At 69.3% G+C, this 13,506-nt stretch carries 16 protein-coding genes; 12 read left to right on the forward strand and 4 right to left on the reverse strand.

The genetic code is table 11. The features are described from left to right. Positions 1 to 87 precede the first annotated feature (87 nt). Genes BR31_RS0119090 through BR31_RS0119105 form a run of 4 tightly spaced genes read left to right on the forward strand, consistent with a single transcriptional unit; the run spans position 88 to position 3,541 of the window. Positions 88 to 864: an IclR family transcriptional regulator gene (locus BR31_RS0119090; protein ID WP_027502380.1), complete on the forward strand. Its 777-nt coding sequence runs from the start codon at positions 88 to 90 to the stop codon at positions 862 to 864. Continuing rightward, complete coding sequence (locus tag BR31_RS0119095) at positions 861 to 2,111, forward strand: CaiB/BaiF CoA transferase family protein (RefSeq protein ID WP_051637572.1); 1,251 nt, start codon at positions 861 to 863, stop codon at positions 2,109 to 2,111. Before BR31_RS0119090 ends, BR31_RS0119095 begins: the two co-directional genes overlap by 4 nt. Then, entirely contained in the window at positions 2,108 to 2,977 is an 870-nt protein-coding gene (locus BR31_RS29285) for a citryl-CoA lyase (RefSeq protein WP_037177278.1), read from the forward strand. Before BR31_RS0119095 ends, BR31_RS29285 begins: the two co-directional genes overlap by 4 nt. Before the next feature lie 51 nt (positions 2,978 to 3,028). Then, entirely contained in the window at positions 3,029 to 3,541 is a 513-nt protein-coding gene (locus BR31_RS0119105; RefSeq protein WP_231496593.1) for a hypothetical protein, read from the forward strand. On the opposite strand, the gene BR31_RS0119110 is transcribed toward BR31_RS0119105, so the two are convergent. Then, positions 3,527 to 4,252: a TetR/AcrR family transcriptional regulator gene (locus BR31_RS0119110; RefSeq protein WP_027502383.1), complete on the reverse strand. Its 726-nt coding sequence runs from the start codon at positions 4,250 to 4,252 to the stop codon at positions 3,527 to 3,529. The two genes, BR31_RS0119105 and BR31_RS0119110, sit on opposite strands and share 15 nt — an antisense overlap. Before the next feature lie 116 nt (positions 4,253 to 4,368). Between BR31_RS0119110 and BR31_RS29290 the strand changes: the two genes are divergently transcribed. Continuing rightward, positions 4,369 to 5,088 carry a DUF4386 domain-containing protein gene (locus tag BR31_RS29290; RefSeq protein WP_037177294.1) on the forward strand — a complete coding sequence of 240 codons (720 nt, stop codon included), beginning with the start codon at positions 4,369 to 4,371 and terminating at the stop codon, positions 5,086 to 5,088. Positions 5,089 to 5,194: 106 nt separating this feature from the next. Then, the gene (locus BR31_RS0119120; RefSeq protein ID WP_027502384.1) at positions 5,195 to 5,827 is read left to right on the forward strand and encodes an NAD(P)-dependent oxidoreductase; all 633 of its coding nucleotides are present in this window, start codon (positions 5,195 to 5,197) and stop codon (positions 5,825 to 5,827) included. Between the two features lie 73 nt (positions 5,828 to 5,900). On the opposite strand, the gene BR31_RS0119125 is transcribed toward BR31_RS0119120, so the two are convergent. Next, entirely contained in the window at positions 5,901 to 6,389 is a 489-nt protein-coding gene (locus BR31_RS0119125) for a MarR family winged helix-turn-helix transcriptional regulator (protein ID WP_027502385.1), read from the reverse strand. A gap of 50 nt (positions 6,390 to 6,439) precedes the next feature. Here BR31_RS0119125 and BR31_RS0119130 point away from each other — a divergent pair, with 50 nt between their 5' ends. The 4 genes from BR31_RS0119130 to BR31_RS0119145 are packed head-to-tail and all read left to right on the forward strand — an operon-like array spanning position 6,440 to position 9,722. Further along, complete coding sequence (locus BR31_RS0119130; protein ID WP_027502386.1) at positions 6,440 to 7,213, forward strand: SDR family NAD(P)-dependent oxidoreductase; 774 nt, start codon at positions 6,440 to 6,442, stop codon at positions 7,211 to 7,213. Then, a complete protein-coding gene (locus BR31_RS0119135; protein ID WP_231496595.1) occupies positions 7,210 to 8,010 on the forward strand; it encodes a hypothetical protein in 801 nt (266 codons plus the stop codon). The genes BR31_RS0119130 and BR31_RS0119135 overlap by 4 nt, the downstream gene beginning before the upstream one ends. Further along, on the forward strand, positions 8,007 to 8,816 hold the full coding sequence (locus tag BR31_RS0119140) for an SGNH/GDSL hydrolase family protein (RefSeq protein WP_027502388.1): 810 nt from the start codon (positions 8,007 to 8,009) through the stop codon (positions 8,814 to 8,816). Before BR31_RS0119135 ends, BR31_RS0119140 begins: the two co-directional genes overlap by 4 nt. Positions 8,817 to 8,846: 30 nt before the next feature. Then, positions 8,847 to 9,722, forward strand: coding sequence for an alpha/beta fold hydrolase (locus BR31_RS0119145; protein ID WP_081830586.1), 876 nt, complete (start codon positions 8,847 to 8,849; stop codon positions 9,720 to 9,722). Positions 9,723 to 9,736: 14 nt separating this feature from the next. Here the strand turns inward: BR31_RS0119145 and BR31_RS0119150 are convergent, their stop codons facing one another. Together BR31_RS0119150 and BR31_RS0119155 are read right to left on the reverse strand one after the other, a co-directional pair. Further along, positions 9,737 to 10,519 (reverse strand): thioesterase family protein, encoded by a 783-nt coding sequence (locus BR31_RS0119150; protein ID WP_027502390.1) that lies wholly within the window; start codon positions 10,517 to 10,519, stop codon positions 9,737 to 9,739. 71 nt (positions 10,520 to 10,590) lie between these two features. Then, positions 10,591 to 11,211 carry a TetR/AcrR family transcriptional regulator gene (locus BR31_RS0119155; protein WP_027502391.1) on the reverse strand — a complete coding sequence of 207 codons (621 nt, stop codon included), beginning with the start codon at positions 11,209 to 11,211 and terminating at the stop codon, positions 10,591 to 10,593. 162 nt (positions 11,212 to 11,373) lie between these two features. On the opposite strand from BR31_RS0119155, the gene BR31_RS0119160 reads away from it, so the two are divergent. Both BR31_RS0119160 and BR31_RS0119165 read left to right on the forward strand, forming a co-directional pair. Continuing rightward, entirely contained in the window at positions 11,374 to 12,324 is a 951-nt protein-coding gene (locus tag BR31_RS0119160; RefSeq protein WP_027502392.1) for a metal-dependent hydrolase, read from the forward strand. After that, positions 12,324 to 13,484 carry a hypothetical protein gene (locus tag BR31_RS0119165; RefSeq protein ID WP_027502393.1) on the forward strand — a complete coding sequence of 387 codons (1,161 nt, stop codon included), beginning with the start codon at positions 12,324 to 12,326 and terminating at the stop codon, positions 13,482 to 13,484. Before BR31_RS0119160 ends, BR31_RS0119165 begins: the two co-directional genes overlap by 1 nt. The last annotated feature ends 22 nt before the right edge of the window (positions 13,485 to 13,506 follow it).

The following is a 13,506-nucleotide window of genomic DNA, read 5'->3' on the forward strand; positions in this document are numbered from 1 at the left end:
GGCGGCTTCGACGGATCGCGATGAGCGGGCGGCGAAGAAAACCACAGAATGGTTCTGAAGAACCGACTAGCGGTCTAGTGTGAGGTGATGGCCGAAGCGGGACCGGCGGCGGGCAAGGTGGACGGCGGGGTGCGCAGCATCGCCCGGGCAGTCGACGTGCTCCAGTTGTTCGACGTCGACCACCCCCGTCGCACGCTGCGCGAGATCGTGGCGCTGACCGACCTGCCGAAGACCACCGCGGTGCGGGTACTGGCCACCCTGGACGCGCTCGGGCTGATCGTCGATCAACGCGACTCCACCTACAGCCTGGGCGCGGGTTTCCTTCGCTGGGTCGATCTCGCACGGTCGTTGTGGGAGGTCGGAGCGGACGCGCGGCGCGTCATGACCCGCCTGGTCGACACCTGTGGCGAAACGGTCAACGTGTACATCCGTCAGGACCTCAGCCGGATCTCGATCGCGCAGGTCGAAGGAACCGCCACCGTGCGCAGCGTGGTGAAGACCGGCGTCCCGTACCCCCTCGAAACCGGCGCCGCCGCGAAGATCCTCCTCGGCGGGGCGCCCGAGTCGGTCCTGCGTCAACTCGTCGAGTGCCGCGCGGACCTCGACGTCGACTCGCTTCGCCGCGAGGTGCTCGGCATCCGCCGAGCGGGATACGCGGTGACCCACGGCGAACGCGAACTCGGTGCGTCGGCCGTCGCGGCACCCATCCTCTCCGACGACGGACGCGTGCTGGCGGCGCTCTCCATCGGCGGTCCCACCTCCCGATTCACCGCCGATCGGGTGGACCGCTACGTCGAGGCGGTCACCGAATCCGCAGCAGAGGTCAGCAGCATCGGTCTGGGAAGTGTGGAGGCGTTCCTATGAACGAAGAGCACGAACACGATATCGAGGGCGGGGGCGCGGACACGAGCGCCGGACTGCTCGCCGGCATCCGCGTCCTGGACATGACAAACGTCCTCGCGGGCCCCTTCGCCGGCTATCAACTCGCGCTCATGGGCGCCGACGTCATCAAGATCGAGACACCCGGGACCGGTGATCTCGCCCGCCAGCTCGGCGACAGCGCCGAGCTGAGCGGCGAGCTTCTCGGGACGTCCTTCCTGGCGCAGAACTCCGGAAAGCGTTCTGTCACGGTCAACCTCAAGACCGCAGGCGGCAAGGAGGTGTTCGAGCAGCTGGTGACGGGCGCGGACGTCCTGCTCGAGAACTTCCGTCCCGGCGTACTCGAACGGCTCGGATTCGGTTGGGGCCGACTGCATTCCATCAATCCCCGCCTCGTGTACTGCGCCGTTTCCGGATTCGGTGCCGACGGGCCCATGCGGACCAGGCCCGCCTACGACCAGGTCGTCCAGGGATTGTCCGGGATCATGTCGGTGACCGGCACCCGCGACACGGCGCCGTTGCGGGTCGGCTATCCGGTGTGCGACAGCTTCGGTGGGCTCGCCGCGGCCTTCGCCGTGTCCTCGGCGCTGGTACGTCAGCAGCGCACCGGGCAGGGTGCCTACCTCGACACCTCGATGCTCGACGCAGCTCTCACCTCGATGGGATGGGTGGTCTCCGACCACCTCATCGCCGGCAGGGAACCGACTCCCATGGGGAACGAGAACATCACCTCGGCGCCGTCCGGCACCTTCCGCACCGCCGACGGCGCCCTCAACATCGCCGCCAACAAGCAGGAACAGTTCGAGACCCTGTGCCAGATCCTCGAGCGCCCCGAACTCGTCGATGATCCTCGCTTCGCCACCCGCGAAGACCGCAAACTGAACAGGGACGTTCTGCGCGAGGAGCTCGAAACCTCACTCAAGGCCAAGACCGCCACGGAATGGGACGAGATCTTCCTGGGTGGCGGTGTCCCCGCGGCCCCCGTGGTGTCGGTACCTCGGGCCCTGCGCTCGGAGCAGGTCGCCGGTCGTGGCCTGGTGGCCACCGTCGAGTCCCCGGCCGCATGTGGCGGTACCGTCCAGGTCCTCGGGCTTCCCACCCATGTCGACGGACACGCGGTGTCGCCCGCGTCGCCCGCACCGAGACTCGGTGAGCACACCGACGAGATCCTTGCCGAGGCCGGTTACTCTCGGTCCGAGATCGACAGTCTCCGTGAGGATCACGCGATATGAGCAACGCGCGCGAGGACGCGCTGTCCCGCACCAGCAGCCGCGACGTCGCCGACTGGTGGTCCACCGCGGTCAGCGACATCGAACCCGGCGTCATCCGCTTGCGCGGGTATCCCGTCGAGCAGCTCATCGACGGGGTCGGATTCGTCGAGATGATCTGGCTCATGGTGCGGGGCGACCTGCCGACGCGCGCGCAGGCGTCGCTGCTCGAGAAGGCACTGGTGTCCGCGGTCGACCATGGGCCGCAGGCGCCGTCGATCGCGGCGGCCCGCATGGCCGCGACCTGTGGTGTCGGCCTGCACGGCGCCATCTCCACGGGTGTGGGCCTGCTCGGCGACGACCACGGCGGCGCCGGCCAGCAATGCGTGGAGGTCCTCGACGGGATCCGCCGGGCCGCCCTCGCCGGTGACGACCTGACGAGGGTCGTGCGGCATACCCTCGACGAGTTCGCCCGCGATCGCCGGTACGTGCCCGGCTTCGGGCATCGCTTCCATCCACGTGACCCCAGGCGCGACCCCCTGCTCGCCGCGGTGCGGAGTCACGTCGACCTCGGCACGGTGTCAGGGGAGCATCTGGTCATCGCCGAGGAGATCGAACGGCAACTCGCGGAGGGGCATACGCGCCCGGTGCCGATGAACATCGACGCGGCTACCGCGGTCATCTACGCGGAGCTCGGTTTCGCGCCCGAGCTGGCCCGCGGCCTGTTCATCCTGTCCCGATCGGTCGGGATCCTCGCGCACTCATGGGAAGAACGCGAGGGAGGTCACCGCATCAAGGGGCCGATGCCGCCGCCGTTGCTCGCCGCCTATGTCGGGCCTGGTGAACGGGCGGTGCCCCGCGGCGAGAATGTCGAGCACACCGCTGGCTAGCCTGGGTGGGTGGCCGGAAACTCAAGCTTTCGAATCACGCGCCTGCGAACCTTGATCGAGCATCCACGTACCGGCGCCGGTGAGCGGGCAACGGCGCAGCGGATGCTCGATCGGATCCTGACGAGGTCCGCCAGGGACGGCTCCCGTGACCCTGCCCACGGTGCGCGGCCCGATCGAGTCGGCAGGCATGCGGGTCTCTCACACATCGCGGACGCGATCCGCGACGACATCGCGTTCGCGCGAGTGGTCTTGACGACCACCACTGTGCCGGGGCAGCCGGCCGTGCACGATCCGATACGCGATGCCCCTCCCGGGATCACCTACCTCGTCGAGACTCCGCACGATGCAGGCGTGGTCATCACGATCGACGACGTCCCCCGGGACTGGGGGTGGGTGTCCGAGGACGGCATCGAGACCGTCAGCCCGGCCCTGCGGGCGCTCGCCGACGAGCTGGCCGACATGATGGACGGCTACAACCGCGGTGGTGCGGAAGGCGGGCGGCGGTTCTTCGGACGTGTTCGCGTGGGCGGCGAGACGTTGGTGTGGGGGTCACCCGGTTCCTGACGCCGCCATTGCTTCGCCACTCCCTGACCCAGAGGTCCAGCCCCGTCGGTGCAGCCGCTCGACACCGTCGAGCAGGAGATCGAGGGTGAACTCGAACTCGAACTGGTCGTCGCAGCCGGTGCCCACAACCGAGTGTCCGTCGTGCGGTCGGCTGGCGACGACGGCCGCGATGTGGGGGTAGGCGGCGGCCAATTGGGCGGCGGCGGCCGCAGGCGGGGCAGGCGCCGCACTCGTGGCATCGGCGTAGAGCTCCTGGGTGAACCCGAAGATGCGGCTCCCCAGCGCGTGCATCACGTGGTGGGTGAGGTCGATGGACAGACCGCCGGCGTCGAACGTCGCGATGGTGGAGTCCATGTAGGCCAGCACCGCCGGTGTCGGGGTGGTCCTCGACTCCATGACGCGTCGCGCCCACGGGTGCCGGAGCAGCATCGCGCGGGCGGACAGGATGCGCGACCGGATCGCGCTCCGCCAGATCAGGTTCGGGTCCGGGGCGTCGATCTCGGTCACGACCGTGTCCACCATGGCGTCGAGGAGCTCGTCCTTGTTGGCCACGTGCTTGTAGAGGGCCATCGGCACCACACCCAGCTCCTGCGACAGCCGGCGCATGTTCACCGCCTCGATCCCCTCCGCGTCGGCAAGGGCAATGGCGGTGGCCAGCACGCGGTCTCGGTTCAGGGGCGTGCGGCGAGCCTCCGCCGTGCTTCGGGCCATCGGCTCCGTCCTCTCGCGACAAACATCCGTCATCGGTTGACAGGTGTACTTCGTACACCTTACCGTTCCGATCACTGGTGTACGTAGTACACCTCCGGATCTCGAGGAGTGGCGCAATGACCTCAGCTAGAAGGACCGCGGTGGCCGCGGGTGTGTTGTTCCTGATCACCGAGGTCTCGGCGATCGCCGGACTGGCCCTCTATCAGCCGGCCCTCACGGATGCCGGCTACCTCGGCGGCGCCGGTGCCGACGGCCGGGTGCTGTTGGGTGGTCTCTGTGAACTCGTCCTGGTCGCGGCCGTCATCGGCACCGCCGTCACGCTGTACCCGGTGATCCGCAGGCGGCACGAGAGTCTCGCCCTCGCCCATGTCGCCGGCCGCATCCTCGAGGCAGCCCTCATCGCCGTCGGCATCGTCAGCGTGTTGTCGCTGGTGACGCTGCGGCAGGACGGCGCGGCCGCTGGCGCGGACGAGGGCGCCCTCGTCGCGGTCGGGCAGGTGCTGGTCGCCGTCCACGATTGGACCTTCCTGCTCGGCCCGAGCGTGGTGCTCGGCGTGAACAGCCTGGTACTGGCGTACCTGGTGTACCGGTCGGAGCTCGCGCCCCGGCCCATCGCAGTGCTCGGGCTCGTCGGTGGCCCCCTCGTCACCGCCTCGGCCGTCGCCGTGTTGTTCGGGCTCTATGGCCCTGCCGCCCATGCGATCTCCGCACTGCCGGTGTTCGCATGGGAGGTCAGCTTCGCCGTCTATCTGATCGCCAAGGGCTTCAAGGTATTTCCCGTCGCCGACCGCACCGTCACCGCAGGCGGTATGCGCCCCGAGTTGTCGGTGGCGTGAGACCCGAGCCTCCGGGCGGTGGGGGTCTCGCTCGGCATGTGGGTGCGCGAATCGCGTGAATATGGTTCAGTTAGATGAATCATTTACTGCTGCGATCGGAGTTGCTATGGACCTGTTGATGGCCGGGGTGACCGGCGGCACCGGACGGTTGGCGTTGGAGCGGGCGCTGGCCGCCGGGCATCGGGTGGTTGCGGTCGCCCGCAGGCCGGAGGTGGTGGCGGCCCGACCGGGGCTGCGGGTGATCGGGGGTGACGTGCTGCAGGGCGGGCAGTGGCGCTCGGAGGTCGGCGACTGCCGGGCGGTCCTGTCCTGCCTGGGCAGCACGGATCGCAGGCATCCCACCGCCGTCTACTCGCAGGGAACGGCAAACCTACTGGAGGCGCTGGCCGGCGGCTCCGAGCGGCGGCTCGTCTGCCTGTCCTCGGCGGGTCTGGAGATCGCGCCCGGCACGCCGTTGGCCCAGCGTGTGGTGACGCGGTGGGTGATCCAGCCGCGATACCGGCACGGATACGCCGACATGGCCCGGATGGAGGAGTTCGTCACGGCGCAGGACGTGCGATGGACCATCATCCGGCCGCCGATGCTCACCGATGCCGCTTCGGCGGGCGAGGTCCGGGCGGCCGTGAACGGGCACCTGGACAAGCCTCGGTCGATCAGCCGCGCGGCCCTGGCCGACTACGCGGTGCGGATCCTGGATGACCCCGCGACCTGGCGGGGAACGGTCGAGGTATCGGCCTGACCGAGGCGCGACCCCTGTGCCGTGCGACGCTCGCCGTCGCGCGGCACAGGTGTCTCGGGCCGATGTGTGTCCGTCAGGGCTGGCCGCGATAGCCGGGGTGTACGTCCGGCTCGATGCCGTGGCTGGTGGCCATCTTCGCCAGCAATTCGCCCAGGGTGCGCCGCTCGTCCGCCGACAGGGCCTCGACCAGGTCGGCCTCGTGTGCCTCCCCGATCTGGCGCATCTGCGCCATCACCGCCCGGCCGCCAACGGACAGGTGTAGCTCGTAATTGCGGCGGTCCCTTGCGCTGCGTTGACGCTCCACCAGCCCCTTGGTCTGCAGGCCGTCCACCAGCGCCACCACCCGGCTCGGCACCACGCCGAGCTTGGTCGCCAACGCCTGCTGGCTCATTCCCGGATCGGTCGCGATCAGCCGTAGCAGGCCGACGTCGCTCGGCTGCAGCTCCAGCGCGGACAGTCGCTCGGCGAACCGGGCGGTGGCGTACGTGCCGAGCTGGGAGAGCAGGAAGCTGACCCGCTGCGCGGGCGGTCGGAACGGCTGCGCCGCGGGGTCGGTGGCCATGTTCGCACCATACCATTGACGCGCAATCATTCTGTGCTATGAATGATTACATGACAGAAATCAATAAGCTCGACAGAGCCGACCTCACCGGTCGGGTGGCGTTGGTGACCGGCGCGTCCGGATCGATCGGGGCAGCCGTCAGTCGCGCCCTCGCCGACCGCGGAGCGACGGTGGCCGTACACGGGCGCACCGAGGATCGGTTGACCGCACTGGTCCGGCAGACCCGCGGGTCGGGCGGTACGGCCACCGCTCACCTGGGTGACGTGCGCGACCCCGACCACCTGGCGGAGCTGACCGAACGGGTGTCCGAGGACCTCGGGCCGATCGACATCACGGTCCCGCTGGCAGGCGGCGCAGGAGACCCGGAGCCGTCGGCGGCGATGAGTGCGCAACGCTGGCGGGAGGTCATAGACCTCGACCTGACCTCGACGTTCCTCACCCTGCGGGCCGTCCTGCCGGGGATGGTCGAGCGTGGCGACGGGCGGATCGTCACCGTCGCCTCCAGTGCCGGGCGCCGGGCCTCGCAGGCCAACGCCGCCTACGCGGCGGCCAAGGCGGGCGTGGTGATGCTGACCGAGCATCTGGCAAAGGAATACGCAGGCAACGGTATTCGGGTCAACTGCGTGGCGCCGTCCATCGTGGAGACCGACACGCTGCGGCACCGAATGCCGGCCGCGCAGCTCGCCGCCGTCGCCGAACGCGTGCCGCTGCGCCGCATCGGTCGACCCGCCGACATCGCCGAGACCGTCGCGTTTCTCGTCTCGGACCAGGCGGGATGGATCACCGGGAACACCATCGACATCACCGGAGGGATGACGCTGTGAACGAGGACGTGACCGAAACGAGGAGTACCGTCGGCCGGCCGTCGGGCGGACCGTCGGGTGGCGTGCAGACGCTCGACCGCGCCCCCGGTCGGGCGCAAGGGAGGCGTCCGCAGGAGGGGCCGCCGCTACCGCCGGTGGCGATCGCAACCGTCGGCCTTTTCATGGCCTCGCTGGTACTGCCGATCGTGCTGAGCGGCGGGGACGTCTACCCGTCGCCGTTTGCCCAGGGGGAGGAGATCGTCGGCTACTTCCGGGACCACGCGAACCAGGTGCTGGTGGCCGGCCTGCTGCAGTTCGCCGCCGCGCTGCCGCTGGCCGTCTTCGCCGCGGTCGTGTCGGTTCGGCTGGGCCGGCTCGGCGTGCAGGCGCCCGGGCCGCGGATCGGTTTCGCGGGCGGCATCCTCGCCGCGGTGTCGCTGGCGATGTCGGCCGGCTTCAGCTGGGCGTTGACCCGGCCGGAGATCCTGGCGCACGACGAACTGATCCGGCTGCTGCACGACCTGGCCTTCGTCACCGGTGGGGCAGGGTTCGTCGTGCCACTCGGGCTGCTCGTGGCCGGCATCGCCGTGCCCGGGCTACTGGCCGGGCTGCTGCCCGGCTGGCACTCCTGGGCGGGCCTGGTGATCGCTGCTGTGGCGATGGTCGCGACGCTGTCCGTGGCGTTGCCCGGCCTGTCGATCCTGCTGCCGATCGCCCGGTTCCCTGCCTTCGCCTGGATTGTGTCGGCGGCATTCCTGCTGCCGCGTCGGCGGGTCCGGCGTGGTGAAACCACTGCAAATCAAGGGAGTTCGCGATGAGCAATCCGATGTTGCCCAAGTTGGTGCGATTTCAGCGGCCGGACCGGGCGCTGCCATGGGCGCGGCCGGACCGGGCCACCGAGGCGGCGCTGTTCGGCACCGACCTGGCGGGATACGAGGCCGCGCTGGCCGATCTGGATCGGCAGCGGGACGAGGCATCGGACCGGCTTGCCGCGGACGAGGGGGTGGCGGATCGATTGCGTCGACTGCCGTTCGCCCCGGGGGAGCGCATTGTGGCGATCGGCGAGAGCACCACGGCCGATCGGTTGTCCTGGTTCGAGGTGCTGCGCATGCTGATCGACCGGCACCGGCCCGACCTGGGATTGGAGCTGATCAACCTTGCGGTGTCGGGGGCGTCCACCACGGCGGCGTTGGCCGGGCTGGCCGGGGTCCGCCGGCAGCAGGCCGACCGGGTGTTCATCCAGTTGGGCGGCAACGACATCCAGCGGTGCGGTGTGGACGGGCCGCGGCTGGTCAGCGAGGCCGAGACCGAGCGGAACCTGAGGCTGCTGCGCGAGCGAGCGTCCGACGATGCGGCGCAATGGATCTGGCTGACCCCAACGCCGGTGGACGAGGCGGCCGTCGCCGCGTTTCCCTTCTTTGGCGGCGCCGGACTGCACTGGTCCAACGAGGACGTCCGACGCACCGCCGATGCGGTCCGCCGGATCGCGGGGGACCGAGACGTGGTGATCGACACGAGCCCGGCTGTCACGGGACCCGAATCGTTGCTCGAGGACGGGGTCCATCCCCAGGCCGCGACCCAGGCGGCCGTGGCTGGGCTGGTCTTGGATGCATTGACCCGGTGAGGGGGTGGCGGATGGGTCAGGATGGTCGGCATGCGTGAGATCGCCCTTGACCTGGACGAGGTCCGGTTGCGGGCCCTGACCTGGGGACCCGCGACCGGCCGGCTGGCGCTGCTGCTGCACGGCTTTCCTGACACCGCGCACACCTGGCGGTACCTGGGCCCCGCGCTGGCCGACGCGGGTTGGCGGGTGGTTGCCCCGTTCACCCGCGGCTACGCCCCCTCGGGGGTGCCGGAGGACGGTAGCGGCCACATCGCCGCCCTGATGGACGACGCCGTCGCCGTCCACGCCCGGCTCGGCGGCGGGTCCGACGCGGTGCTGGTCGGACACGACTGGGGGGCGATCACCGCGAACGCGCTCGCCGCCCACGCCGACAACCCCTTCGTCGCCGTGGCGGCGCTCTCCGTCCCGCCGTTCGCTTCCCTGCGGACGCCCGCCGCGCTGCGCGTGCTCCCGCGGCAGCTGCGCAACAGTTGGTACATCCTGTTCAACCAGCTCCCGGTCCTGCCCGAGCGCGTCGCGGAACCGCTGGTCCGTCGGTTGTGGGCCGACTGGTCACCCGGATACGACGCGAGCGAGGACCTGCCGGCCGTGCTGGAGGCGATCGCCGATCCGGCGCACCGCAGGGCCGTGATCGGCTACTACCGGAACAACATCCGGCAGTTCGCGCGTCCCCCCGCGCGCTACCGGCGCTGGGCCGGAGCCGAGATGCGGCTGCCGGTGGTCCCGACGCTCTACCTCCACGGTGATACCGACGGCTGCCTGGATCCGCGGCTCGCCGCCCTGGTGGGAACCGGCCTCCCGCCGGGCAGCGAGGCCCACCTGATCGCAGGCGCGGGCCACTTCCTCCAGCTCGAGCGGCCGGAGGCGGTCAACGCCCGCATCCTGGAGTTCCTCGCCCGGCGGTGAGGCCCCCGCGTGACCTACCGGGTGAAGTCGATCTGCCGACGGCCGTTGGACAGCGCGGTGACGACGCAGGTGCCGAGCGGTCCGGTGCGGTCGTAGAGGGTGGCGGTCCCGATCGAGATGCCCTCGGAGGTGACGGTGTTGTCGGCGCGGAGGCCGAGTTCGTATCCGACGGGGAGTCTCGACAGCGTGAGTGTCATATCGGTGTTGATGTAGCCGGCGCCATGGGAACCCCAGTGGCAGACGTGATTTGTGGTGTCGCCGAGGACCGCGGCCCGCTGGAACGGCGAGATCGGTTCGCCGTCGACGAGGGGAGGGAGGCTGTGCCACGAGGTCTTGCGGTCGGCGTTCTGGTTCGCCGCGAAGTCGTGTGTCCACTCGCGATCGCCGCTCTTGAACAGCGGTGGCGCACCATAGGGGGACACGCTGCCCTCCGACGGCACCGGCAGGTCCGCCTCCGGGCTCCACATCCGGCCCGCGGGCGCCGGGCCGGTGGTCAGGAACGCCGCCGAGGCGCGTGCCCGCACCTGGTCGTCCTGCACGATGGAGGCGTCCGCGACGGTGATCCTGGTGCCCTGGCGGACGACCTCGCTGCGCACCTCGATCGGGGCGTTGAGGACCGGTCTGAACAGGTCCACGGTCATCCGGGCCGGGACGAACCCGGCGGGGCAGTGCGTTTCGAGGCTCCTGGCGAGTAGACCGCACACGGCGTGACCGCCGACCTGGGTCGGCGTCCAGTGGCTCACCGCCAACTCTTCCGCCACGAGTAGATCTCCACGTCTGGTGAAGAAACTGACCATCGTCACCGAACCCCCCTCCGGATATGCGATGAGTCTAGATGCGGCGCCGGGGAACTGGCGCGGATGGTCGGCTAATCGCCTGTGGGCGAGCGTGTCTGGGCGGAGATGGCCGTTCCCATCCAGCGGCGCAGATAGCCCCGAAGCTCTTCCTCGCTGCGGGGCGGGTTGCTGGGTGAGATGAAGAACGACTGCATCGTCCGCAGGGCGTACTCGACGAGTTCGCGGAGCGATTCCTCGTCGTATCCGTGCCCCTCCCAGTCGACGTCGAAGCGTCGGATCATCGTCATGCCGAAGGCGCGCGCCTCGTCCGAGGTGAGCCCGTAGGCGCCCACGTTGGTGTGCGAACCCGAGAGCATGATGCCGAGATGGGGAATGCGGTGCACCTCGTCGAGCGTGTAGATCACGCCCTCGGTCATCGCCTCGGCGGGATCCTTGAGGCCGTGCACATGCTGTGTCAACCGATCGAGGAAGCCGTCGACGGAAGCGATGGCCGCGGCCCGCATCAGGGCCTCGGCGCTGGGGAAGTAGCGGTACACGGTCTGGCGGATCACGCCGAGCGACTCCGCGACGTCGGCGATGCTGATCGCCGACCCGGTGCGCGAGATCACCTCGACCGCGGCGGCGACTATGCGCCGGGAGGCTTCCTCGTCACTGCCGGGGGGACTTCCACCCCATCCACGTCTGCGTGCCACCGAGCGGACGGTACCAGCACCGCATCCGGCCCCGGTGCGAACGGCGGTGGATTCGACCAAAGTGATCATACACAGTTCCGATTGTTTGTATGATCGCTGAGAATGCGACCCCACCTGCCCTGACAGGGGTTCGCCGGCGCCAACGGAAACGAGGAATCGCGCATGACAGATCTGAAACCCCGGAAGATGGACTTCGGGTTCGAGGGCGAGGACGTCCCCTTCCTGTGGAACCCGGAGAACCCGGCGTGGTCGAGCATGTCCAACGCGGTCTCGTTCCTCGCCATCGGCTTCGAGAAGATGATCGTCAAGCTGATCCTGCAGGCGAAGCCGCTGATCACCGATCCGGAGGTCGCGGCGGAGGCAGTCGCGTTCATGCGCCAGGAGGGCCACCACTCCACCGCGCACCGCCAGCACGTGAACGCGCTGATCCGGCGGTACCCCGGCCTGCAGAACACCCTCGACGCCGTGACCGGAGAGTTCGACCTCCTCACCGAGCGGACCTCGATCAACTACAGGCTGGCGTACACCGCCGACCTGGAGGCCACGTTCACTCCTGTGTTCAAGCTGATGCTCGACAACGAGGCCACCCTGTTCCGGCCCGGCGACGACCGGGTCGCGTCCCTGTTCCTCTGGCATTTTGTCGAGGAGGTCGAGCACCGCAGTTCGGCGCTGATCATCTACAACTCCGTCGTCGGCAACGAGCTCTACCGGATGCGGATGGCCGCGTCGATCTTCGCGCACGTGATGAAGTCGATCCGGATCGCGTGTGCCGGCTTCAACCAGCACGTTCCGCTGTCCGAGCGGAAGGTCGACTCGATGTCGATGTTCGCCAGGCACCGGGCCAAGCAGAAGGTGCTCACCGCCTTCGCGCCGTACCTGACCAAGGGGCCGATGCCGCGCGCGTTCGACGGCCTGCCGATCGGTGAGCAGCTCACCGCACTGTCCGGCGCCATCCGCAGCCAGATGCCCGGCCACAAGCCCGAACACGAGAAGCTGCCCGTACTCGCCGACGAGTGGTTCACCCGCTACGACGCCGGTTACGACTGCACGCGGTGGTACACCGGGGACTCGCAGAAGCCCGAGGCCGAGCCGGTCTCCGCGGGGGCGAACTGATGTCGGACCACTGTTCGCCCACCTTCTCGGATCTCGCGACCCGTCTTGGCTTCTCGTGCGAGGATGCCGGTGGGCTCGTCGAGGTCCGCAACCCGTTCGCGCTGGAGAACTGGACCCTGCCGGTCCTCGAACTCACCATCGTCCTCGGGGCGGTGCTCGCGCTCGTCTACGCGGTACTGCGGCTGCGCAGGCACGGTGATCCCACCAACCTGGTGCTGTGGTTCGGTGCCACCGCGTTCCTGTTCGTGATCGAGCCGCCGATCTACTTCCCGGCCACCTTCGGTACCGAGGAATACCTGGGAACGATGTTCGCGCACAACGTGTTCACCGTGGACTTCCTGTGGGGTCGACTACCGCTGTACATCGTCGCCATCTACCCGCTGATGGCAACGCTGGCGTTCGAGATCGTCCGGATGCTCGGCGTGTTCCGGAGGTATGGCGTGCTCCTCGGCGCGGTGTGCGTCGGCTTCGTGCACCACGCGTTCTACGAGATCTTCGACCAGCTCGGACCGCAGCTGCGCTGGTGGGAGTGGACACTGGACAACAAGGTCAACCTGCCCTTCTTCGACTCGGTTCCGCTGCCGAGCGTCGTGGTGTTCGCGGCGCTGTGGCCGATGTCGCTGGCGCTGTGCGTCCAGTTCTTCGTCGGCAGGCACGTCGATGCGGGCCGGCGCTTCTCCGGCCTGCAGCTGGTGTGGCGCACCGTGGTGATCGGTCTCACCGCCTCGGTCGGGGTGTTCGTGCTCCCGCTCCCGGCGACGGTCTTCGGCATGGGGAGCGACACGGTCCGCGGGTTCCTCTATGCGGCGGAGTTGGCCGCGCTCTCGGCCGTCGCCGTCGTGGTCCTGGCCCGGCAGTGGGGTCAGCTCCGCAGGCACCCGTCGGAGGCCCCCGGCTACACCGACCGCTTCGTTCAGGTCTACGCACTCGTGTACCTCGGGGTGATGGCCGTGCTGTGGGCGACCGCATTGCCGGACTTCCTCGGCGCCATCGACGGTGTGACCGGCAACGGGGATCCGATCGGCAATCTCTGGTACACGATCGCCTGCTTCGCCGTCGCGATCGTGTGCGTGGCCGCCACCTTCACCGTGCCGCGCGGCCGGCCGACGGACGGCGGCGAGTCCGTATCCGGCGAGAGCGCGGTGCCGCAGTCGGCCTAGGCCGGTTCGATGCGAAGACACG

The sequence above is a fragment of the Rhodococcus sp. UNC363MFTsu5.1 genome (assembly GCF_000686785.1).
In the GTDB taxonomy this organism is placed as follows: Bacteria; Actinomycetota; Actinomycetes; order Mycobacteriales; family Mycobacteriaceae; genus Rhodococcus_G; species Rhodococcus_G maanshanensis.

Bases quoted from the DNA above. Each gene is read 5' to 3' on its own strand.
- BR31_RS0119120 (WP_027502384.1), top strand. From the start codon at position 5,195: ATGGACCTGTTGATGGCCGGGGTGACCGGCGGCACCGGACGGTTGGCG.
- BR31_RS0119140 (WP_027502388.1), top strand. From the start codon at position 8,007: ATGAGCAATCCGATGTTGCCCAAGTTGGTGCGATTTCAGCGGCCGGAC.
- BR31_RS0119160 (WP_027502392.1), top strand. From the start codon at position 11,374: ATGACAGATCTGAAACCCCGGAAGATGGACTTCGGGTTCGAGGGCGAG.
- BR31_RS29290 (WP_037177294.1), top strand. From the start codon at position 4,369: ATGACCTCAGCTAGAAGGACCGCGGTGGCCGCGGGTGTGTTGTTCCTG.
- BR31_RS0119145 (WP_081830586.1), top strand. From the start codon at position 8,847: ATGCGTGAGATCGCCCTTGACCTGGACGAGGTCCGGTTGCGGGCCCTG.
- BR31_RS0119150 (WP_027502390.1), bottom strand. From the start codon at position 10,519: ATGGTCAGTTTCTTCACCAGACGTGGAGATCTACTCGTGGCGGAAGAG.
- BR31_RS29285 (WP_037177278.1), top strand. From the start codon at position 2,108: ATGAGCAACGCGCGCGAGGACGCGCTGTCCCGCACCAGCAGCCGCGAC.
- BR31_RS0119130 (WP_027502386.1), top strand. From the start codon at position 6,440: ATGACAGAAATCAATAAGCTCGACAGAGCCGACCTCACCGGTCGGGTG.
- BR31_RS0119110 (WP_027502383.1), bottom strand. From the start codon at position 4,252: ATGGCCCGAAGCACGGCGGAGGCTCGCCGCACGCCCCTGAACCGAGAC.
- BR31_RS0119165 (WP_027502393.1), top strand. From the start codon at position 12,324: ATGTCGGACCACTGTTCGCCCACCTTCTCGGATCTCGCGACCCGTCTT.
- BR31_RS0119125 (WP_027502385.1), bottom strand. From the start codon at position 6,389: ATGGCCACCGACCCCGCGGCGCAGCCGTTCCGACCGCCCGCGCAGCGG.
- BR31_RS0119095 (WP_051637572.1), top strand. From the start codon at position 861: ATGAACGAAGAGCACGAACACGATATCGAGGGCGGGGGCGCGGACACG.
- BR31_RS0119090 (WP_027502380.1), top strand. From the start codon at position 88: ATGGCCGAAGCGGGACCGGCGGCGGGCAAGGTGGACGGCGGGGTGCGC.